Genomic DNA, 20416 nt, shown 5'->3' with positions numbered 1-20416 from the left:
ATGCGGCTCGCGACCGATCTGGGTGGAACCCGCTATTCCTTTCCCGATCTCGCGCGCCTGCTCGCCGCGGCGACGCCACTCCGCTCGGGTGATGTGCTTGCCGGCATCGCTGCATCCGATGCCACCGAACGGGTTGCGGCGCGCTATGTACTGGCCGACCTGCCGCTCCGGACGTTTCTGGACCATGCGGTCGTGCCGTATGAACGCGACGAAGTGACGCGGCTGATCATCGACCGGCACGATGCGGCCGCCTTCGCCGCCATCGCGCATCTGACGGTCGGCGCGTTTCGCGAATGGCTGCTCGCAGACGAGACCGACGGCGCCGCGATCGCCGCCGTGTCGCCCGGCATCACGCCGGAAATGGCAGCCGCCGTTTCGAAGCTCTGCCGCAACCAGGATCTGATCGCGATCTCAGCGAAGATCCGCGTCGTCACCCGTTTCCGTTCGACCATCGGCCTGCCGGGGACTTTGGCGGTGCGGTTGCAGCCCAACCACCCGACCGACGATCCGGCGGGCATCGCCGCCTCAATCCTCGACGGGCTGCTGATGGGGTGCGGCGACGCCGTGATCGGCATCAACCCCGCGCGCGACGATCTCCCTGCGACCATCGATTTGCTCCACCGGCTCGATACGCTCCGCGCGCGCTACGACATTCCCACGCAGAGCTGCGTCCTGACCCATATCACCTCGGGTCTGGCTGCGATCGAACGCGGTGCGCCGCTCGACCTGATGTTCCAGTCAATCGCCGGCACCGAGGGCGCGAATGCCGGCTTCGGCATCTCGCTGGCGCTGTTGCAGGAAGGATGGGAAGCAACCCGCGCGCTCGGCCGCGGCACGGTGGGCGATCAGGTCATGTATTTCGAGACGGGCCAGGGATCGGCGCTATCGGCGGAGGCGCATCACGGCGTCGACCAGCAGACGCTGGAAGCGCGTGCCTATGGCGTTGCGCGTGCCTTCGATCCGTTTCTGGTCAACAGCGTCGTCGGCTTTATCGGTCCCGAATATCTGTATGACGGCAAGCAGATATTGCGCGCCGGGCTGGAGGACCATTTCTGCGGCAAGCTGCTGGGCCTGCCGATGGGCGTCGACATTTGCTATACCAACCACGCCGAAGCCGATCAGGACGATATGGACGTGCTGCTGACGCTGCTCGGCGTGGCGGGCGTCAATTTCGTGATGGGCGTGCCCGGATCGGACGATGTGATGCTCGGCTATCAATCGACCAGCTTTCACGATGCGCTCTATGCCCGCCAGTTGCTCGGCCTGAAGCCGGCACCCGAGTTTGACGCCTGGCTGTCCGCCATGGGTCTGCTTTCGGCCGATGGCGCGCCCCGCTACGCTATGGCGGATGCGCTGGCGCTGCCCGCCTTTCCGCTCCACGCCCTGTTGCCGGAGCCGGAGGAAAGCCAGTGAGTTCGCCAACGGACCTGCGCACCCGCTGGCAAATGGTAACGCAAGCCCGGATCGGGCTCGGACGCGCCGGCAGGGGCGTGCCGACGAACGCGACGCTGGCCTTTCAGCTAGACCATGCCCGCGCCCGTGACGCGGTGCACTGCCCGCTCGACACCGACCGAGTGGCCGCGGCGCTCCCGCGCCCGGCGCTTGTCGTGGCAAGCCAGGCAAGTGACCGCGCCACCTATCTCACCCGCCCTGATCTCGGCCGGCGGCTGGCCCCTGATAGTGCCGCGCTACTGGCGGAGGCCGGAAACGGTGGCCCCTTTGATCTGGCGATCGTGCTGGCCGACGGGCTTTCGGCAACCGCACTCCATGCCCATGGCGCGGCGCTCACGGCGCAGATCCTGGCCGCACTGCCCGACTGGCAGATCGCCCCGCTGGTGATCGCCCGCCATGCGCGCGTCGCGCTGGGCGACGAAGCAGGTGCGGCACTGCAGGCGCGTCTGGTGCTCATCATTCTCGGCGAGCGCCCGGGTCTCAGCGCACCGGACAGTCTCGGCATGTATCTCACCTGGGACCCCCGCCCCGGCCGACTGGACAGCGAACGCAACTGCATCTCCAACATTCGTCCGCCGGCCGGACTCGACTATCCGGAAGCCACCGAGGCGCTCGTTGCGCTGCTCCATGCGGCACGTCGCTCCCAACGCACGGGCGTGCAGTTGCAGGATGTATCAACCGCAAATCCGCGTCATCCGGAACTCGGGCGCTAGACGGCCAGGGCAGTCATGGCTTGGCCGGCTCCAGCGTTACCAGCACCACATCATTTGTCTGGAGCGGAAGGCTATACTCGAAGCGACCGCGCGGGCCGACCTGGACGAGGCGTTCGAACTCGGGCAGATCCTGAGTCATCGCCTGCAATCGCTTCAGCTGCGTTGCGCTGAGGTCTTTGGGCCGTCCCATGTCGATATAAGCCGAATAGGCATCATTGTTACGATAGCCGGTCCGTTGCACGCGCAACCGGTAGCTGCCGCGCTTCAGCCCGGTGAACGTAAGCACTGCCGGTGCCTCCGCCTTGGCCAGTACCAACGCGCGGTAGAAGGGCCGGTCGCTCACCGCTTGTACAGGCTGGTGCCAGTCCCACACCAGCGCCGTGACTCCACCCCGATCGGTTGCGGCAAGGCTATAGGCGTCGCCGGTCGCCAGCGTCTGTCCGCGCACAGCGTTCAGATATTTGTAGGCGAACCAGGCCGGCTTGCGGATTCCGTCGCGGCTCATCAGCCCGAAGCCGCCATGAAATGCCGCCGGCGGCGGCCCTGATTCCTCGAACAGGTCGCTATAGGTCCAGTAGCTCATTCCCTGGAGAAAGCCCTGTGCGCCTTTGATCTTGGTGAGAATGTAAGGCGCGCTGACATAGCTGTCGTGCACCGGGTCGCGCGGCGTGTAGCTGGTGCTCCACTCGGTGAAATAGAGCGGCAGCGAAGGAAAGGCCGACGCGCCGATCTCGCTCCGCACCCTCCGCACATCGCCAGTGATCGCGTCGGGCGAGGGCGACAATTTGGTATCCTGCTCGCCCTTTTCGTCCAGAAAGCCGCCGTCGACGCCATAGGTATGGGTCGTCACGAAATCGATCGGGGCCTTGCTCGCTGCGACATGCGCCAGAAATGGCGGCACCCACGCCGACCCAGCGGTGGCGGGACCACCGACGCGCAGAGCCGGGTCCACCGCTTTCAGCGTCCGGGCGGTCAGATCATATAGCGTGAAATAGGCGGCCTGATCGGCCTTTTCCCAAAAACCTTCGAGATTGGGCTCGTTCCAAACCTCGAAGAACCAGCGATGCACCTCCTCGGCGCCATAGCGTTGCAACAGGTGCCGCGCGAAGGCATCGACCAGATCGCGCCAACCCTCGAGCTGCGGGTGCGAGGTGTTCCCCTTCCAGTAGAAGACGCTGTTGTCGGACGTCTTGAGCGCTTGGGGGGTGAAACTCAACTCAACGAACGGGCGGATATTCTTCGCGAGCAGGGCGTCGTATAGGCGGTCGATCGCCGACCAGTCATAGGTGATTTTGCCGTCGCGCCGCTGCACGGTCTTCAGCACATCATGAAAGATCGCGTGGAAGCGGATGTACCGAAAACCAAGTTCGTCGACCGCGGTCTGGAGCTGTGCCTGGCTGTCGGGCCGGGCGAGCGTGCCGGGGAAATCGGACCCGACGGAAAGATCAAAGAAGCGATCGACGGCGCCCTGCGGTGCGGCGGCATCAATGGTGATCGGCCGGGCTACAGCCTGCGCCTGGGCGATCGCGGGCGCCCCGGACGCAAGGATCATCGCAATTCGCAACAGCCCGTGGCGCATTCTCTCCCCCCTCTCGCAATTCTCGTATTGCCGTTAACGCTAACACTTATCACGGCCATCGGGAAGGCCAGCCGTGGTGGTCGTCAAAACGCTGCCTTGCCGAACTCCTGCCGCGTGACCGGGTGGCTCGAAGAAAGACCGCCATCGACGGCAATCGCCTGCCCGTTCAGATAGCTGGCAGCGTCGGAGGCGAGAAACAGCGCCACCTGTGCGATTTCCTCCGGCCGGCCGGCGCGGCGCAGCGGGTTGAGCTGACCGAGCCGGTCTTCCTTGCCGCGTTCACGGGCATAGTCGAAGGCGCGCTGGGTCATACCGGTTTCGATCAGCCCGGGGCAGATCGCGCTCACGCGGACGCCCGCGGTGGCGAGCTGCTGCGCGGCGCTCTGGACGAGGTTGATGACGCCCGCCTTCGACGCCGAATAGGGCGTCCCCCCGGCGCCGGAGCGCAGACCCGCCACGCTGGCCGTACACAGGATCGCCCCGCCGCCGCGCTCGACGATGCGCGGCGCGGCGTGCTTAATCGCCAGCGCCGGGCCGATGAGATTGACTCGCAACACCTCGATCCAAAGCTCTACAGTTGCGTCGAAAATTCCCGCCGTGCCGCCGGAGATGCCGGCATTGGCGTAGAAGATGTCGATGCCGCCGAAGTGATCGCACGCGGCCGAAACCAGCCGCGCGACATCGGCTTCGTCGCCGGCATCGATTTCCAGCGCCAGCGCGTGCGGCAGGCCGGCAACGGCGTCGTGCACCGCTTCGGACTGGTCGGCCGCCACCACCTGCGCGCCGGCCGCCGCGAAGGCCCGCACGGTTGCCCGGCCGATGCCGGAGGCGGCGCCGGTCACCACCGCCACCTTGCCGGTAAAGTCGAATTGCGCCGTCATGCACCTGCCCTTTGCGCGAAATGCCATGCCGCCGCCGCCAGCCCGGGCAGGCGCCCGACCGTTTCCGCCGCCTTGGCGCTGGAGGCGTTGCCGTCGATCATCCGTTTCTTGATGCCCTGAACGATACCGGTCAGGCGGAACAGATTATAGGCGAAATACCAGTCGAGATCGGGCACGCCGTCGCGCCCCGTCGCGGCGCAATAGCGCGCGACCATCGCCTCGATCGTGGGAATGCCGGTTTCCGGCCCGGCCAGCCCCTTCACGCCCGAACGCCCTTCGGGCTCGGTCACCCAGTTCATCAGGAAATAGGAGAAATCCGCCAGCGGATCGCCGAGCGTAGACAATTCCCAGTCGAGCACCGCCAGCACGCGCGGGCCTTCGGGCGCGAAGATCATGTTGTCGATGCGGTAATCGCCATGAACGATGCTGGTACGCGTCTGGAGCGGCACGGTGCGGGGGAGGAAATCGATCAGCCCTTCCACCTCGGGCAGGTCGTCGGTCTGGCTGGCGCGATACTGCTTCGTCCAGCGCTCGACCTGCCGGGCGAAATAATTGCCGGGCTTGCCATAGTCACCCAGCCCCACCGCCGCATAATCGATGCTGTGGAGCGCGGCGAGCGTATCGACGATCGCTTCGTAGATGGCGGTGCGCTCCGCCGGAGCCATGCCGGGGAGCGACCCGTCCCACAGCGTCCGCCCCTCGACCATCTCCATCAGGTAAAAGGGCGCACCGATCACGCCCGTGTCTTCGCAAAGCGCATAGGGCCGCGCGACGGGGAAACCGGTGGGGTGGAGCGCCGCGATCAGCCGATATTCGCGCTCAACCGCATGGGCAGAAGGCAGGATCGGCCCGAAGGGCTTGCGGCGCAGTACATAGGCGCCGCTCGCCGCATCAACGCGGTAGGTAGGGTTGCTCTGGCCGCCGGCGAATTTGGTGACGGTCAGCGGCCCCGCGAACCCCGCGACATGGTCAACCGCCCAATCGGCAAGCCGGGCTTCGTCGAGATCGCTCATGCGAATTCGATCACCGAGCGGACGCTGGTGCCCTGGCGCAGCTTGTCGAGCGCATCGTTGACCTGCGGCAGGCGAATGCGCTCGGCGACCATCGTGTCGAGGTCGAGCTTGCCGTCGAGATAGAGCTGCACCAGCCGCGGCATGTCGATCGGGAAGCGGGTGCTACCGAGCAGCGAGCCCTGGATCTTCTTGCCGGTAAGGAAGGTCGGCCCAGGCAAACTGACGCTCTGGCCGGGCGCGATCATGCCCAGAATCGTCGCGGTGCCGCCCCGCCGGAGTATCTGCCAGGCGAGTTCGGCGGTGGCCGGGCGCCCGACGGCCTCGATCGCATAATGGACACCGCCGCCGGTCAGGCCCAGCGCCTGCTTGGCAATGCCGTCGGCCAGGGGATCGAGTGCGTGCGTGGCGCCCAGCTTCAGCGCCAGCTCGCGCTTCTCCGCGACCGGGTCGAGCGCGAGGATTTGCCCTGCCCCGGCGATCTTTGCGGCATTGATCGCAGCGAGACCGATGCCGCCGGCGCCGATAACCGCAACGCTTTCGCCCGGACGTACCCGGCTGTCGTTGAAGATCGAGCCCGCGCCGGTGATAACCGCGCAGCCGAGCAGTGCCGCGCGATCGAGCGGCATGTCCTTGCTGATCGCGACGCACGCATTTTCATGGACCAGCATCATTTCGGCAAAGGCCGACAGATTGAGGAAGGGCGCGAGCGGCGGGCCGTTCGCAAGCTTCAGTCGCGGCTCAGCATCGGGCGCGCGGCGGGTGGAAGGATCGACGCAGAGCGAGGGGCGCCCGGTGACGCACATCTCGCACGATCCGCAGAATGCGGTGAAGAAGGTGATGACATGGTCACCCGGGCGCAGATGTGCGACGTCCGACCCAACGGCCTCGACCACCCCCGCAGCCTCATGACCGGGCACGGTCGGCAGCGGGTGCGGGAAGGCGCCGTCGACGAAATGGAGGTCGGACCGGCACACCCCCACCGCTGCGGTGCGGATCAGTACCTCACGCGAGCCGGGGTTGGAGACGGCGACGTCTTCGATCTGGAGCGGCGTTCCGGCTTCGAAGAGGACAGCGGCTTTCACCGGCTAACCCCCAGATCACCGGAGGAGGTGCGGTCCGCCTTGGCCGGCGCATATTTGCCGAACTCGGCGCGGGCGATGGCGCGGGCATGGACTTCATCCGGCCCATCGGCCAGCCGCAGCGTGCGGACGCTGCCCCAATTGTGCGCCAGGTCGAAATCGTCGCACACCCCTGCCCCGCCATGCGCCTGAATCGCATCGTCGAGGATCTGCAGCGCCATTTGCGGCGCCTGCACCTTGATCATCGCGATTTCGAGCTGGGCGGCCTTGTTGCCGGCCTTGTCCATCATGTCGGCGGCCTTCAGGCAAAGCAGCCGGGTCATCTCGATATCGATCCGCGCGCGGGCGATGCGCTGTTCCCAAATCGAATGGTCGGCGATCCGCTTACCGAACGCGACGCGGCTGACCAGCCGCTTTGCCATCGCCGCAATCGCTTCCTCCGCCACGCCAATCGTGCGCATGCAGTGATGGATACGCCCCGGCCCCAGCCGGCCCTGCGCAATCTCGAACCCCCGCCCCTCGCCAAGCAGCAGATTGTCGACCGGCACGCGCACGTCGCGCAGGGTGATTTCGGCATGGCCGTGCGGGGCATGATCATACCCGAAAACCGAAAGCATCCGCTCGATGGTGACGCCGGGGGCATCGAGCGGCACCAGGATCATGCTCTGCTGGGCATGTTTCGCGGCACCGAAATCGGTCTTACCCATCAGGATCGCGATCTTGCAGCGCGGATCACCGGCACCTGACGACCACCATTTGTGGCCGTTTATCACGTAGTGATCGCCCTCGCGTTCGATCCGCGTTTCAATATTGGTCGCATCGGAGGATGCGACCGCAGGCTCGGTCATCAAAAAGGCCGAGCGGATCTCGCCCCGCATCAGCGGCGCCAGCCATGCGTCCTTCTGCGCGCGGGTACCATAGCGGTGCAGCACTTCCATATTGCCCGTGTCGGGCGCTGAGCAGTTGAACACCTCAGATGCCCAGCCAATCCGGCCCATTTCCTCGGCACATAGGGCATATTCGAGGTTGGTGAGCTGCTCGCCCTCGAAAACGAAACTGTCGTCGACATGACGCTGGCCCGAATGCGGCGGCATGAAGAAGTTCCACAGGCCCTCGGCCCTCGCCCGTGCCTTTACCGTTTCCAGCACCGGATTGACCGACCAGCGTTCGCCCGCCGCAGCCGCCGCGCGATATTCGGCGTCGCGCGGCCGGACCTCGGCGTCGATAAAGGCCCTCACCCGGTCGCGGAACTGCGTTTCGCGCGCGCTCAGCGTGAAGTCCATGGCATCGCTCTCCTGTAGTTCTTGGACACCGGCTTATAGCGTACCGCATATTCGGTAAAGGGTTGCGTGCGGTCAAAAACGCCACACGCAATCTTCAAAAAAGCCATTTTGGCTGACGCAGGAAACGGCTAAGCTAACTGGATGCAGGGTCCAAAAAAGAACCAGACAAGCAGCACCAAGCGCTTTCAGGCCAAGCGCGACGCCATTCTGGCGGCCGCCGCCGATGCCATCAACGAACAGAGCGCCAAGGGCATGACCTTCGCCGATGTCGCGCGGCGCGTCGGGCTCAATACCACCTCCGTCACCTATTATTTCAAGCGCAAGGAAGACCTTGCCGCCGCCGCGTTCGAACAGACCCTGGCCTGGCTCGACGCGGTGCTCAATCAGGCGCTGGCAGAACCGACGCCGGAGGCACGGGTCGCCCGTTTCCTGGCGATCAACATGGAGCGGCTAGCCCGCATCGCCCGGGGCGAGGAAAAGGCCGTCGCCATCCTGTCCGACCTGCGGGCAATGGAAGAACCGCTCAAGAGCCATCTGATGGCCGGCTGGCGCAACATCTTCCGCAAGACGCGCAGCATCTGGGGCAGCGACGGCAGCCGGGCAGAGACCGATCTGCGCGGCGCCCGCGCGCATGTGCTGCTGGAAAACAGCTTCTGGCTGAACGTGTGGATCACCCGGTACGAAATCGACGAATATCCGCGTGTCGAGACGCGGCTGATGGACGTGTTCCGCCACGGCGTCGCCGCCCCCGGCCAGCACTGGGAACCGCGCCTGTTCGAGCTGGTGCATGACGAGCCCGAACCGGGCCGAGAAGCCTTTCTGCTCGCCGCCACCCGGCTGATCAACGAGCTCGGCTATCGCGGCGCGTCGGTGCAGCGGATCGCCTCGGAACTGAACGTCACCAAGGGCAGCTTCTACCACCATCTCGACGCCAAGGACGATCTGGTCATCGCCTGCTACAAGCGCAGCTTCGACATCCTCGCCGATGCGCAGCGGCTGGCGGAGCGCCATCCGGGCAGCCATTGGCAACGGCTGGAAAGTGCCATCGCCACGCTGCTCGACTATCAGTTTTCGGAGCGCGGCCCGCTGCTGCGGACGACGGCGCTGCACGGCCTGCCGCTGGCGGTGCGCAATACGATGATCGACCGGTCGAACCGCATCGCGCGGCGTTTCGCCGGCATGCTCTCGGACGGCATCGCCGAAGGCACGATCCGCCCGATCGACCCGCTGGTCGCCAGCCAGGCGCTGATGGCCATCCAGAACGCGGCGTTCGACATGCGCAAATGGGCCAGCACCATGCCGCGCGAGCGCGCCGTGGCGCTCTATGCTTCCACGCTCGCCTTCGGCCTGTTCGACGACCGCCCGCTGACGGGCTGACGCCGGCCTCGCCTATTTCGGCATCCCGGCAAAGCCCGCCGCACTGCGCAGCGCGTCGGCATTGAGCAGGCGCCCGTCGAACATCACCAGCCGCGTGTGGCGCAGATCGCCGATGCGCTTTTCGGGATCGGAGGATAATCAGGCCGCTACGGCACGAAAAAGGCCGGAGGGTCGCCCCTCCGGCCAGGATTTTCCTCCCCAGGAAAAGTCAGAAGCGGGTGCGCAGCGTCACCCCGTAAGTCCGCGGTTCGGCAAGGTAGGCCGAGAATATCTGCCGCCCGCCGGGATAGCGCGGGTCGGTGAAGGGAGCGCTGGCGGCGCCTTCCTGAAACGGCGAATTGAAGGCGACCTGCGTGTAGTTCTGGTTGAGCAGGTTCTGCGCCCACAGCTCGATTGCCCAGCGCTCGTCCTTGCCCCGCACGCCGATGCGGCCGTTGACGATCGCATAGCCGTCCTGACCCTTCTGCGGGAACAGGTCCGACCCGGTGTTATAATCGCCGGTCATGCGCGTATCGAAATAGACGAGACCACTCAGCCCCGAATTACCGAGCGGCGGCGTCCAGGCCACCGAGGCCGTCGCGACGATCTCCGGCGCATTCGACAGATCCCTGCCCGGCAGCATCCGCAGGGCCTGATCGAGCGGCGCCCCGGATTCATTGCCGACAAGCTGGTCGCGGTAATGGGTATCGGCATAGGTCAGCCCCAGCCCGACGCGGAAGTCCCGCGCGGGCACCAGGCTGGCTTCCAGCTCCACACCCTGCGACAGCACGCCATAGCCGACATTGCCCGAGCTGCAGGCGCCGGTCGTGGCGGCCGCAGCGTTGAAATTGGACGCCGTCGAGAACTTGCTCTGGTCCCGATCGCCGCCGGCCAGGTCGCTCGAACAGCCATTGATGTTCTGTACGAGGAAGACCGTGCCGTTGAAGGTGTTCAGCTGGAAATTCTTGAACTGCTGGCGGAAGGCCGCGATGTTCAGGCTGAACCGGCGGGTCGAATATTTCAGGCCGATTTCGAAGGCGTCGTTGATTTCCGGCGCGAACTGCAGGTTGCCGACCAGCGCTTGCGCGCCGCCAACCGATGCGAAGGTCGCAATGGGAGCCTTGAGCGCCGAACGATCGAGGTTGAAGCCGCCGGCCTTATACCCGCGCGAATAGCTGCCATAGACAAGCAGGTCGCTGGTTGGCTTGTACGACACGATTGCCGTGCCGGTGAACTGGTCCTCCTTGCGCACGTCACGGATCGAAACGCCGTTCAGCTCGGCAGTCGAATTGCCCTGGCACGAAAGCCCGACAATCGCATCGACCACGCCGGTCAGCGCCGCAACCGATCGCAGAGGCAGCAGCGAGGACTGGTTCGCCGTGCAGACCGTGTTGTCGTTCCCGAAGGTGGCGCTCAGCCGCTTGCGCTCGTTGGTGTAACGAAGGCCGACCGTTAGATCCAAGCCCTTGGCGACGTGGAAGATATTATGCGTGAACAGCGCCCAGTTGCGGCTGTTCTGGAGATAGAAGTCGCGCGTCGACCCGAGATCGTTGAGCCTGTCGAGCCGATCGAATGCGGCATAGATCAGCGGCGAGGCGGCGCCGAAAGCAGCCGGCCGGGCGGCGAGACAGCCCGCCGAAGTAGGCGAATAGAGTCCCGCGAGCGCGCTGCCCGAGACGATACGACAGGTCGCGAACCGGCCATATTGCGTGCCGAAGCGCAGATTATCGACGACCGTCAGATCCTCGTTGGCGTAATAGCCGCCGACCAGCCAGTCGAGCTTGTCGCCCAGTGCCTTGCCCTGCAGCCGCAGTTCCTGGCTGAACGTCTCGAACTTGCGCGACGAATCGCTGTTGGGCGCGCGGTACAGAATGTCGACATAGCTATAGTCGGTGTCCGACCCCTGGCTCGCGAAATAGTGGCGATAGCCGGTGATCGACGTGAGCGTGGCATTGCCGAGCGTCCAGTCGGCCTGGATCGATCCGCCCCAGTCCTCGGTCTTGCCGCCATAGCTTCGGCCCGGCGAAACATAGATATTGCGGCTGTACGGGTCCTGGAACGCCGCCATCGGCTGGCCCAGATCGCGCAGCACACGCACGATGTTGTTCTGCGCGGGATCGTTCAGCCCGCCGATATAGGGATTGATGCTGTTGGTGACATAGACGGCGCCGCAGCAATCCTCTGTGCGCTTGGTATAATCGCCGATGACCCGGATGCGCAGATCGCTCGAGGGCTCGAACAGCAGCTGGCCGCGCAGGAAATAGCGGTCACGATTGTTGACGTCGCGGTTGTTCGTCACATCGTGATAAAAGCCATCGCGCTTCACATAGACGCCGTCGAACCGAGCCGAAACGGTGCTGCTCACCGGCCCGTTGACATACCCCTGCAGGCGGATCTGGTTGTAATTGCCATAGGTCGCCTCTGCCCCGGCCGAGAAATTCGGCGACGGTGCCTTCGACACGATGTTGATAAGACCGGCCGAGGCATTGCGGCCGAACAGCGTGCCCTGCGGCCCACGCAGCACTTCGACGCGGTCGATCTCGCCCAGCTCATTCAGGCCGATACCGGAGCGCGAGCGATAGACACCGTCGATGAACACCGCGACCGAGCTTTCCAGACCGGGATTGTCCCCGACGGTGCCGATGCCGCGAATGCGCGCCGATCCGTTCGCCTCGCTGCCGGTCGAGGACACGAGCAGCGACGGCGCCACCTGATTGAGCGCGCGAATGTCGTTGGCGCCCGTCTGCTGCAGCGCCTCGGCACTGATCGCGGAGACGGCGACGGGAACATCGGCCAGTACCTGCGCGCGTCCCTGCGCCGTGATGATGATTTCGTTGGTATCGACAGCCTGATCGGCGGTGCGACCATTGTCAGCGGCAGGCGATTGCTGGGCGTTGGCCGGTGTTGCGGCAAGCGTCAGGGCCAGCACGGGAAGTGCGCTGGCCGACAAAAGGCATAGACGCATCATATATCTCTCTCCACCGCGGCTGGAGCACTTGGCGGCTCCATACCGGAAGCTCGAATACAATGCGTTTTCTGAGAGGCGTCAAGCCAAACAATGGTTTCAAAAAGCGACTGTTTCCGCAATGTTGCAGAATTGCAATAGTTATGGGGTCATTTGCAACATTCAGCCGTCAGTAGCCGCCAAGTCGCGCGAAGCGATCGCGGTGCCATGCAGCATTTCCCCATAGCGTTTCGACTATCCGCGCGCGCTTCAGGTAAAACCCGGCATCATGCTCATCCGTCATGCCGATGCCGCCGTGGAGCTGGATCATCTCGCGGCTGACAAGGTGCAGCGTTTCACCGGCTACCGCCTTGGCAAGGCTGACTTCCTGACGCACATCGGCCCGACCTGAATCGATTGCCTCCAGCGCACCCTCGACTGCCGAACGCATCAGCTCCAGCTCGGTAAACATCTTCGCCATGCGATGCTGCAGCGCCTGAAAGGTGGACAGCGGCTGCCCGAACTGGACGCGGGTCTTGAGATCGTCGTTGGTGCGCTCGAACGCGGCCTCGGCCATGCCCAGCATCTCGGCGCACAGCGCCGCGGCGGCGCGGTCCGCGACCTTCACGACCAGATCGCGGTCGCCCAGCTTCTCCGCCACTGCGCCGTCGAAACCGATTTCGGCATGGCTGCGGAAGTCCACCAGATGACGGGGCGATCGCGTCACGCCCTCCCCGGCCGGCACGAGATACAGGCCGTCGACCGCCGCAACCACGAACAGGTCTGCGCTGTCGCCTTCGCTCACAAAGGCCTTGGTACCGGTGATACGGCCGTCCTGGACCGTGGTGGTGATGGCATCGGGGTTGAACCGGGGGCCTTCGTCGATCGCGAGCGTGGCAACCACCTCACCGCTGGCGATCTGCGGCAGCCAGCGACCCTGTTGCTCGGCATTGCCGCCCATCAGCAGCGCACTCGCCGCCGCCGCCGTGGCGGCAAGCGGCGTTGCCACCAGATTTCGCCCAAGCTGCTCCAGCACCAGCCCGAGCGAGACATAACCCATGCCCGAACCGCCCTGTGCTTCGGGGACGAAGATGCCCGCCCAGCCCATCTCGGCCTGGGCCTGCCAGGCCACGCCGTCATAGCCCCTTGCGGGTGCCGCGTTGCGCAGCGCACGGAAGGCGCTGACCGGCGCTTCGTTGTCCGCCCATTCGCGCGCCATGTCGCGCAGCATTGCCTGTTCTTCGCTGAGATGTGCCATTCCGCTGATCCTTCCGGGCGCCGGGCCGCAGACAATTATTGGTGGTCGAGCATCCCCAGGATGCGCTTCGCGATCACATTGTTCTGGATTTCGGTCGAGCCGCCATAGATCGACACCGCCTTGCCGAAGAGCCAACTGCGAACGTCGCGCAGCTCCTCTTCGCCGAATCCCTCGCCTTCCCAGCCCAAGCCCGCAAGGCCCCGCATTTCGATCAGCAGTTCGGATCGCTCCTGCAAAATCCGCGCGCCGACATTCTTCATGATCGACGATGCCGCGCTCGGCCCCTGAGCAGACTTCGCCTCGCTGGCGATGCGGCGGAGGGTGAGCATAAATGCCCGCAGGTCCATCTCATGGCGCGCGATCCGGCTGCGCAGGTCGCCATCGACGAGCCGCCCCTCGGCATCCGTGCCCAACAGCTGCTTCGCAATCGTCCCGAGCGGCTTGCCGGAAAACATCCGGCCGGCGGTCGAACCGCCGCCGGACAGGCTGGTCCGTTCGTGCTGGAGCAGCCGCTTGCCGATCGTCCAGCCCTGCCCTTCCTCGCCGACGCGGTTCCTTTTGGGCACGCGAACATTGGTGAAGAAGGTTTCGCAAAAGGGCGAGGCACCGGAAATCAGCCGGATCGGCCGCACTTCGATGCCTGGCGTGTCCATGTCGACGAGCAGGAAAGTTATCCCCTCATGCTTGCGCGTCTTGTCGGTGCGCACGAGCATGAAGCACTTGTCCGCCCATTGGCCGCCCGAGGTCCAGGTCTTCTGCCCGTTGACGATATAATGGTCGCCCGCATCCTCGGCGAATGTCTGAAGACTGGCGAGGTCGGAGCCGGCGCCCGGCTCGGAATAGCCCTGGCACCAGCGCACTTCGCCGCGCGCGATCGGCGGGATGTGCTCGTGCTTCTGTTCCTCGCTGCCATATTCGAGCAGCGTCGGGCCGAACATCATCACGCCCATGCCGCCGATCGGGTTCCACGCGCCGATCCGCGCCATTTCCTCCTGCAGCACCCGCGCCTCGGCACTGCTGAGCCCGCCGCCGCCATATTCGGCCGGCCAGGTCGGCACGCCCCAGCCCTTCTCGCCCATCGCCTTCTGCCATGCAGCCTCTTCCGGCGAATTTTCGTGCGGCCCCTCGACCGCCGACATCGCATTGTCCTTGCCCTTCAAGGCAGGCGGGAAATGTTCCGCCAGCCAAGCGCGGGCGTGGGCGCGAAAGGCATCGATCGGTTCGACGGTGCGCGTCGGTTCGGCAATGGTGGCCATGGCCGCCTCTCCATCTCATTCTGCTTATCTTTCGAAGATGCGGTATGCCAGAGCGGCCGTCAAGCACGGGCATGACGGAAAGGCGATCGCACGCTAGACTGGCGCGGGAGAACCGGGGGAGAATGCACGCCATGACGTTTCATCATCGCGCGGTACCGATCGTGCTGGCCGCAGTGCTGATCGATTCGATCGGCTTCGGCATCGTCATGCCGGTTCTGCCGCGCCTGATCGTCGAACTGGCACATGTCGGGCTGGATGATGCCGCCCGGATCGGCGGGTGGATGCTTGTAGCCTTCGCTGTGACCCAGTTCTTTGCCGGACCACTTCTCGGCAGCCTGGGCGACAGCATCGGGCGGCGGCCGGTGCTGCTCTTCTCGATGCTCGCCTTTGCCATCGACTATATATTCATGGCGGCCGCCCCCAGCATCGGCTGGCTGTTCGTCGGCCGCCTGATCGCCGGGGCAGCGGGCGCAGTATATGGCCCCGCGAACGCCGTTCTGGCGGACGTGACACCGCCCGAGCGGCGCGGCGCCACGTTCGGCCTGATGGGGGCAGCATTCGGCGTCGGCTTCATCCTCGGCCCGGCGCTGGGCGGGCTGCTCGCCGCCTGGGGACCGCGCGCGCCATTCCTGGCGGCTGCGGCGCTGGCAGGGCTGAACACGCTCTGGATCATTGCCATGCTGCCCGAAACCATGGCCGCCGATCGTCGCCGCGCCTTCTCCCTGAAACAGGCGCATATCTTCGCAGCCTTCCGCCCCTTGCGCGAAGCCGGTCAGGCAAAACCGCTGCTGCTCGCCAGCTTCGTCTGGCAGTTCGCGCACATGGTCTATCCCGCCACCTGGGCCTTCTTCGGCGAGATCGCCCTGGGCTGGCACGAACAGCAGATCGGCTGGTCGCTCGCCGCCAGCGGGCTGTGCATGGCGCTCGTCCAGACGCTCGTCACCGGCAGGGCGATTCAGAAGCTGGGCGAGGAACGGACGGTGATGCTGGGAATGCTCGCCGGACTGCTCGCCTTCACCGGCTATATCTTCGCCCGCGAAAGCTGGATGATCTACTGCCTGATCGCGATCGGCGCTTTCTCGGCACTAGCCTATCCTTCGATGAACGCCCTCCTTTCGCGGCTCACGGATCCTTCACATCAGGGCGCGCTGCAGGGCGGCATGTCGGCGCTGAACAGCGTCGCGCTGATCCTAGCGCCGCTGATCCTCAGCCAGGCGCTGGCGTTCGGCGCGGCACGCGGCTTCACTGCCGGCAACTTCGTGATCGCAGCCGGACTCGCCCTCACCGCGCTGCTGATCATCGAACTGCGCGTGGTGCCGAAAGTACACCGCGCAGCAGCGCGCTAACGCTTTCGAATTTTGCGTATGGCGCTGCGGGGGCAGCCAGCCTAGCCTTGCGGGCATGACCAGCGTTGCCGAGATTCTCGCTGCCATAGTCCCCGCAGACGATGGCGTTGCCTGTGCCATTCCACCCAACTGGATGCAGGGCCGCACCGCTTTCGGCGGCGTGTCGGCGGCACTTGCCCTCGATGCAGCGCTTCGTCTGGGGCCTGATCTGCCACCGCTGCGATCGGCGCAGATCGCCTTTATCGGGCCGCTCGCCGGCACCGTGCAGGCCCGGGCCACCCGGTTGCGGCGCGGCAGGAACGCCGCCTTCCTCCAGACGGACCTTTATTCGGAGGCAGGCCTCGGTCTGCGCGCGACTTTCATCTTCATGTCTGCGCTGGAATCGAGCGCCCGCCTTTCGACGACGACGCCGGCGCCCGTCCCGCCCCCGGCGCCCGACGCGCAACTCTATCGCACGCCTGACCCGACTTTCTTCACGCACAATTTCGAGTTCTTCGATCCGCGCGCCGAAACCTCTTCTGCGGAATGGCTGCGCTGGGGCCGCCTGGTTGAACGCACCGGGCTGCACCCAATGATCGAGCTGCTGCTGATGGGCGATGCCCTGCCGCCAGCGGCCTTTCGTCTGGTCGAATCGCGCAAGGTGCCGGTCAGTTCGCTCAACTGGCAGCTCAACCTGCTGACGGAAGCACCCATGACCGATCAGGGCTGGTGGCTGCTGGGCAGCCGCACCGACTGGGCGCAGTCCGGCTGTTCCAGCCAGCGCATGCATATCTGGAACAGCGACGGCATGCTGGTGGCCGAAGGTATGCAGGCAGTCGCGCTGTTCGGATAAGCCGCCGTCGAAATGCGCGCGACAAATTGCGACACAATGGCGGCGAAATGACAAACCCGTGCGACAGCCCGCCCGCAGAAACAGGACGTGCCGGGGAAGCCGCCCCCCTTCCCCGGCACCCCCTTTTCTCCAACGGAGTCACCGATGCTGAAACGCCTCACCGTTGCTGCCCTGGGAGCGTCGCTGCTCGCCGGAGCGGCCTATGCCCGCCAGGAAGCGCCACAGGATCGCCCGATGGCGCAGGCCGATGCCGATCATGACGGCGTCATAACCCGCGACGAAATGCTGGCGCAGGTCGCCAAGCGCTTCGCCGCGATGGACGCCAACCACGACGGCACTGTCACCCCCGAAGAACGGCACGCCTATGACGAGGCCCAGCGCGCCCGCATGGCCGACCGGATGGGCGCCCGCGCGCCGAAGCCCGAAACGCTGGCCGAAGCGCAGGCCCATGCCGCCAAGATGTTCGACCGGATGGATACCAACCACGACGGCAAGATCGACGCAGCCGAGCGCAAAGCCTTTCGCGAGCGGATGATGTCGATGCGCGGCCACCATGGTCCGCACGCGCAGGGCGACATGCCCCCCCCGCCGCCGCCCGCCGACGCGCCCAAGGGCGACTGACGCCAGTCGCCCGGTGCCGGGCGGGAGAGCCGCAGCCGCCGATCGGAACCTGTACCCACAGGATCAGGAGCACCCCGTTTGCTCTTTTTTCGGCACTTCGGAACCTCCTCCCTCCCGCCCGGCGCTTCCCTCTGCGCCATGAATTGCTAGTGTCCCGCCATGTCCGAGGTTCCGCACCTGCTGCTCGTCGATGACGAGCGATCGATCCGCGAGCCGCTTGCGCAATATCTGACCAAGCAGGGTTTTCGCCTTACCCAATGCGCCGATGCCGAAAGCGCGCGGGCGCGGCTGAATGCCTATGCGATCGATCTCGTGATCCTCGACATCATGATGCCGGGCGAGGACGGGCTGAGCCTGTGCCGCCACATTCGCGAAACCAGCGACACACCGGTTATCCTGCTGACCGCGCGCAGCGAGGAAACCGACCGGATCGTCGGGCTGGAAATGGGCGCCGACGACTATGTCGTAAAGCCGTTCAGCCCGCGCGAACTGGCCGCGCGGATCAAGGTCGTGCTGCGCCGCTGGTCCGCCGGCGGGGCGAAACAGCATGCGCCGGAATCCGGCTCCTTCGCCTTTGCCGGCTGGGTATTGAAGACCGGCGAGCGCGCGCTGGTCGACCGCGAAGGCGTGTCGGTGCCGCTTTCGACCGGCGAATATAATCTGCTGCATGCGCTGGTGGTGCGGCCGCGCCAGGTGCTGACGCGCGACCAGCTGCTCGACCTGACGCAGGGCCGGGAGGCAGCCGCGTTCGACCGCGCGATCGACAATCAGGTCAGCCGGCTGCGCAAGAAGATCGAACCCGACGCCCGCAATCCCACGATCATCAAGACCGTGTGGGGCGGCGGCTATACGCTTGCGGCCGAGGTCACCCGCCTTTGAAGCGCTTCTACCCGACCAGCCTGATCGCGCAGATCACGGTTCTCGTCGCACTCGCGCTGTTTGCGGCGCAGGCGATCAATTTCGCGATGCTGCTGCGCGAGCGTCAGGCCGTGCGCTTCGCGCAAGTGATCGTGCCGTCGGTAACGCGGCTGACCGACGCCGCCGACCGCCTGGTCGTTTCGCGTGGCGATGCCGGCCCGCTGCGCATGGCGCCCGGCACCTTCATCGCCGACCAGCGTACCCATGTGCAGTTACATCCGGCCAACCCGATCGCGCCCGCGATGGAGCGCCGCGGCGATGTCGAAGCCGATATTCGCCGCGGGTTGGAGGAAGCCGGCCTCCATGTCGGCCAGATCGTCGCGGTGATCCGGCCGGTCGACCCCAACAAGCTGCCGTTACGCCGGCTCAGCCATTTTCACGCCGATCGCTTGCGCCGGATGGGGGCGGAGCTGCTGATTGCCGTCGAATTGCCCGGCCGGGGTTGGTTGGCACTGGGCTCTGCCTGGCCGCGAACCGAACTGATGCTGGTGTGGCAGCTCGCGGCGCAAACCCTTATTCTCTACATTGTCGTGCTGATCCCGGTGCTGCTCGTCGGCGGCAGGATCGCGCGGCCGCTCCGTACGCTGACACAGGCGGCACGCAGTTTCCGCCCGGGCGACGGCACCCCGCCCTTGGAAGAGGTGGGTCCGAGCGACATCCGCGCGTTGATCGGTGCGTATAACGCCCTCCGCCGCCGCGTGACGGCGATGCTCGAGGAAAAGGACCGGATGCTCGGCGCCATCGGCCACGATCTGCGCACGCCGCTTCAGGCGCTGCGCGTGCGGATCGAATCGGTCGATGATGAGGACGACCGCGCCCGCATGGCCGACACGATCGACGAGATGAGCCGGACCCTCGACGACATCCTCTCGCTTGCCCGGCTGGGGCGGCCGAGCGAACCGATTACAGGGGTGGATCTTGCCGCGCTCGTGGATGCGGTGGTCGAGGATTTCCGCGATCTGGGGCACGAAGTGCATTTCGAGGAATCACCGCGGCTGACAACCCGGTTGCGGCCGACGCTGATGCGCCGCGCGGTCCGCAACCTGATCGAAAATGCGGTGAAATATGCCGGGCGCGCGGAAGTCGCGCTGCGCGCCGAAGGGCATCAGATCACGGTCGAAGTGTGCGATCGAGGACCGGGCATTCCCGAAGAAAAGCTCGACACCGTCTTCATTCCCTTCACCCGCCTGGAACAGTCGCGCAATCGCGAAACCGGCGGGATCGGTCTGGGCCTGGCGCTTGCCCGCGCCATTGTGCACGACGCGGGCGGTACGATCGCCCTCACCAATCGCGATGGCGGCGGCCTCGCGGCGACGATCACCCTTCCCCGCTGATCGCAAGGCGCTTGTTGGCGGCTGCCCAGGCTGATAGCCTGCGCAAATAACCGAAGGGGGAGTAACGTAAAATTGTTGAAGTTCATGGTCGCCGCCGGCGCGCTGGCGCTGGTGCAATTTGCCGCGACACCTGCCCTGGCGCAGGACAAGGCTGCGACCACCGCCAAGGCCCCCGCGCCTGCGCAGGCCGCGCCGGCAATCGATCCCGCCAATGCGGCAAAGCAGATTGCAAGCATGATGCAGCCGCTGCCCAAGGACATGGGCGAAGGCGTGCGGCTGATGGAAGCGCGTGCCGAAGGCCCCGTGCTCATCGTGCTGATCGACATCCCGGCCGAAATGGCCGACAACAGCGGCGCGCTGGCAGAAGGCTTTACCCAGGGCATGTGCGGCGACAGCGAAACGCGCGCAGCCATGGCGCATCTGTTCACCGCGGGCATGCGCGTACGGCCCGATATCAACGCCGGCGGCAAGCGGATTGCGGGCAAGGAAATCACCGCCTGTCCGGCAATGCCGAGCGCGCCCGCAAAGTAAAAGAACGGGGCCGGAAGTTT

At 65.6% G+C, this 20416-nt stretch carries 17 protein-coding genes; 9 read left to right on the top strand and 8 right to left on the bottom strand.

The window, feature by feature from the left end:
• Both ACT53M_RS01155 and eutC read left to right on the top strand, forming a co-directional pair.
• Entirely contained in the window at positions 1-1413 is a 1413-nt protein-coding gene (locus ACT53M_RS01155) for an ethanolamine ammonia-lyase subunit EutB (RefSeq protein WP_476230895.1), read from the top strand.
• Positions 1410-2165: an ethanolamine ammonia-lyase subunit EutC gene (eutC, locus tag ACT53M_RS01150; protein WP_476230893.1), complete on the top strand. Its 756-nt coding sequence runs from the start codon at positions 1410-1412 to the stop codon at positions 2163-2165. Before ACT53M_RS01155 ends, eutC begins: the two co-directional genes overlap by 4 nt.
• 13 nt (positions 2166-2178) lie before the next feature.
• Here eutC and ACT53M_RS01145 read toward each other — a convergent pair whose 3' ends face one another.
• From ACT53M_RS01145 to ACT53M_RS01125, 5 genes are all read right to left on the bottom strand, one after another.
• Positions 2179-3717, bottom strand: coding sequence for a GH39 family glycosyl hydrolase (locus ACT53M_RS01145; protein ID WP_476230892.1), 1539 nt, complete (start codon positions 3715-3717; stop codon positions 2179-2181).
• 110 nt (positions 3718-3827) lie between these two features.
• Entirely contained in the window at positions 3828-4625 is a 798-nt protein-coding gene (locus tag ACT53M_RS01140) for an SDR family NAD(P)-dependent oxidoreductase (RefSeq protein ID WP_476230890.1), read from the bottom strand.
• The gene (locus ACT53M_RS01135) at positions 4622-5638 is read right to left on the bottom strand and encodes a phosphotransferase family protein (protein ID WP_476230888.1); all 1017 of its coding nucleotides are present in this window, start codon (positions 5636-5638) and stop codon (positions 4622-4624) included. The genes ACT53M_RS01140 and ACT53M_RS01135 overlap by 4 nt, the downstream gene beginning before the upstream one ends.
• Entirely contained in the window at positions 5635-6720 is a 1086-nt protein-coding gene (locus ACT53M_RS01130) for a Zn-dependent alcohol dehydrogenase (RefSeq protein WP_476230886.1), read from the bottom strand. Before ACT53M_RS01130 ends, ACT53M_RS01135 begins: the two co-directional genes overlap by 4 nt.
• Positions 6717-8000, bottom strand: a complete 1284-nt coding sequence (locus ACT53M_RS01125) for an acyl-CoA dehydrogenase family protein (protein ID WP_476230884.1) — start codon at positions 7998-8000, stop codon at positions 6717-6719. The genes ACT53M_RS01130 and ACT53M_RS01125 overlap by 4 nt, the downstream gene beginning before the upstream one ends.
• Before the next feature lie 141 nt (positions 8001-8141).
• On the opposite strand from ACT53M_RS01125, the gene ACT53M_RS01120 reads away from it, so the two are divergent.
• Positions 8142-9377, top strand: a complete 1236-nt coding sequence (locus tag ACT53M_RS01120; protein ID WP_476230882.1) for a TetR/AcrR family transcriptional regulator — start codon at positions 8142-8144, stop codon at positions 9375-9377.
• Between the two features lie 208 nt (positions 9378-9585).
• Here ACT53M_RS01120 and ACT53M_RS01115 read toward each other — a convergent pair whose 3' ends face one another.
• From ACT53M_RS01115 to ACT53M_RS01105, 3 genes are all read right to left on the bottom strand, one after another.
• Complete coding sequence (locus ACT53M_RS01115) at positions 9586-12321, bottom strand: TonB-dependent receptor (RefSeq protein WP_476231562.1); 2736 nt, start codon at positions 12319-12321, stop codon at positions 9586-9588.
• Positions 12322-12490: 169 nt separating this feature from the next.
• Positions 12491-13558, bottom strand: coding sequence for an acyl-CoA dehydrogenase family protein (locus ACT53M_RS01110; RefSeq protein ID WP_476230880.1), 1068 nt, complete (start codon positions 13556-13558; stop codon positions 12491-12493).
• Positions 13559-13593: 35 nt separating this feature from the next.
• Positions 13594-14814 carry an acyl-CoA dehydrogenase family protein gene (locus tag ACT53M_RS01105; RefSeq protein WP_476230879.1) on the bottom strand — a complete coding sequence of 407 codons (1221 nt, stop codon included), beginning with the start codon at positions 14812-14814 and terminating at the stop codon, positions 13594-13596.
• Between the two features lie 131 nt (positions 14815-14945).
• Between ACT53M_RS01105 and ACT53M_RS01100 the strand changes: the two genes are divergently transcribed.
• From ACT53M_RS01100 to ACT53M_RS01075, 6 genes are all read left to right on the top strand, one after another.
• The gene (locus ACT53M_RS01100; protein ID WP_476230877.1) at positions 14946-16160 is read left to right on the top strand and encodes an MFS transporter; all 1215 of its coding nucleotides are present in this window, start codon (positions 14946-14948) and stop codon (positions 16158-16160) included.
• Between the two features lie 55 nt (positions 16161-16215).
• On the top strand, positions 16216-16992 hold the full coding sequence (locus ACT53M_RS01095) for a thioesterase family protein (RefSeq protein ID WP_476230875.1): 777 nt from the start codon (positions 16216-16218) through the stop codon (positions 16990-16992).
• A gap of 144 nt (positions 16993-17136) precedes the next feature.
• Positions 17137-17613 carry an EF-hand domain-containing protein gene (locus ACT53M_RS01090; RefSeq protein ID WP_476230873.1) on the top strand — a complete coding sequence of 159 codons (477 nt, stop codon included), beginning with the start codon at positions 17137-17139 and terminating at the stop codon, positions 17611-17613.
• A 159-nt stretch (positions 17614-17772) separates the two neighbouring features.
• Positions 17773-18492 (top strand): response regulator, encoded by a 720-nt coding sequence (locus ACT53M_RS01085; protein WP_476230871.1) that lies wholly within the window; start codon positions 17773-17775, stop codon positions 18490-18492.
• Entirely contained in the window at positions 18489-19865 is a 1377-nt protein-coding gene (locus ACT53M_RS01080) for a sensor histidine kinase (protein ID WP_476230870.1), read from the top strand. Before ACT53M_RS01085 ends, ACT53M_RS01080 begins: the two co-directional genes overlap by 4 nt.
• A 75-nt stretch (positions 19866-19940) precedes the next feature.
• Entirely contained in the window at positions 19941-20396 is a 456-nt protein-coding gene (locus ACT53M_RS01075; RefSeq protein WP_476230868.1) for a hypothetical protein, read from the top strand.
• Positions 20397-20416: the final 20 nt, after the last annotated feature.

This window comes from Sphingomonas sp. DMC6 (genome assembly GCF_056314225.1).
Note: the sequence above shows the minus strand (reverse complement) of the source record. Positions and strands in the feature narration are given on the sequence as shown.

Coding starts and splice junctions, on each gene's coding strand:
- ACT53M_RS01155 (WP_476230895.1), top strand. CDS start 1: ATGCGGCTCGCGACCGATCTGGGTGGAACCCGCTATTCCTTTCCCGAT.
- ACT53M_RS01145 (WP_476230892.1), bottom strand. CDS start 3,717: ATGATCCTTGCGTCCGGGGCGCCCGCGATCGCCCAGGCGCAGGCTGTA.
- ACT53M_RS01140 (WP_476230890.1), bottom strand. CDS start 4,625: ATGACGGCGCAATTCGACTTTACCGGCAAGGTGGCGGTGGTGACCGGC.
- ACT53M_RS01135 (WP_476230888.1), bottom strand. CDS start 5,638: ATGAGCGATCTCGACGAAGCCCGGCTTGCCGATTGGGCGGTTGACCAT.
- ACT53M_RS01125 (WP_476230884.1), bottom strand. CDS start 8,000: ATGGACTTCACGCTGAGCGCGCGCGAAACGCAGTTCCGCGACCGGGTG.
- ACT53M_RS01120 (WP_476230882.1), top strand. CDS start 8,142: ATGCAGGGTCCAAAAAAGAACCAGACAAGCAGCACCAAGCGCTTTCAG.
- ACT53M_RS01115 (WP_476231562.1), bottom strand. CDS start 12,321: ATGCGTCTATGCCTTTTGTCGGCCAGCGCACTTCCCGTGCTGGCCCTG.
- ACT53M_RS01110 (WP_476230880.1), bottom strand. CDS start 13,558: ATGGCACATCTCAGCGAAGAACAGGCAATGCTGCGCGACATGGCGCGC.
- ACT53M_RS01105 (WP_476230879.1), bottom strand. CDS start 14,814: ATGGCCACCATTGCCGAACCGACGCGCACCGTCGAACCGATCGATGCC.
- ACT53M_RS01100 (WP_476230877.1), top strand. CDS start 14,946: ATGACGTTTCATCATCGCGCGGTACCGATCGTGCTGGCCGCAGTGCTG.
- ACT53M_RS01095 (WP_476230875.1), top strand. CDS start 16,216: ATGACCAGCGTTGCCGAGATTCTCGCTGCCATAGTCCCCGCAGACGAT.
- ACT53M_RS01090 (WP_476230873.1), top strand. CDS start 17,137: ATGCTGAAACGCCTCACCGTTGCTGCCCTGGGAGCGTCGCTGCTCGCC.
- ACT53M_RS01085 (WP_476230871.1), top strand. CDS start 17,773: ATGTCCGAGGTTCCGCACCTGCTGCTCGTCGATGACGAGCGATCGATC.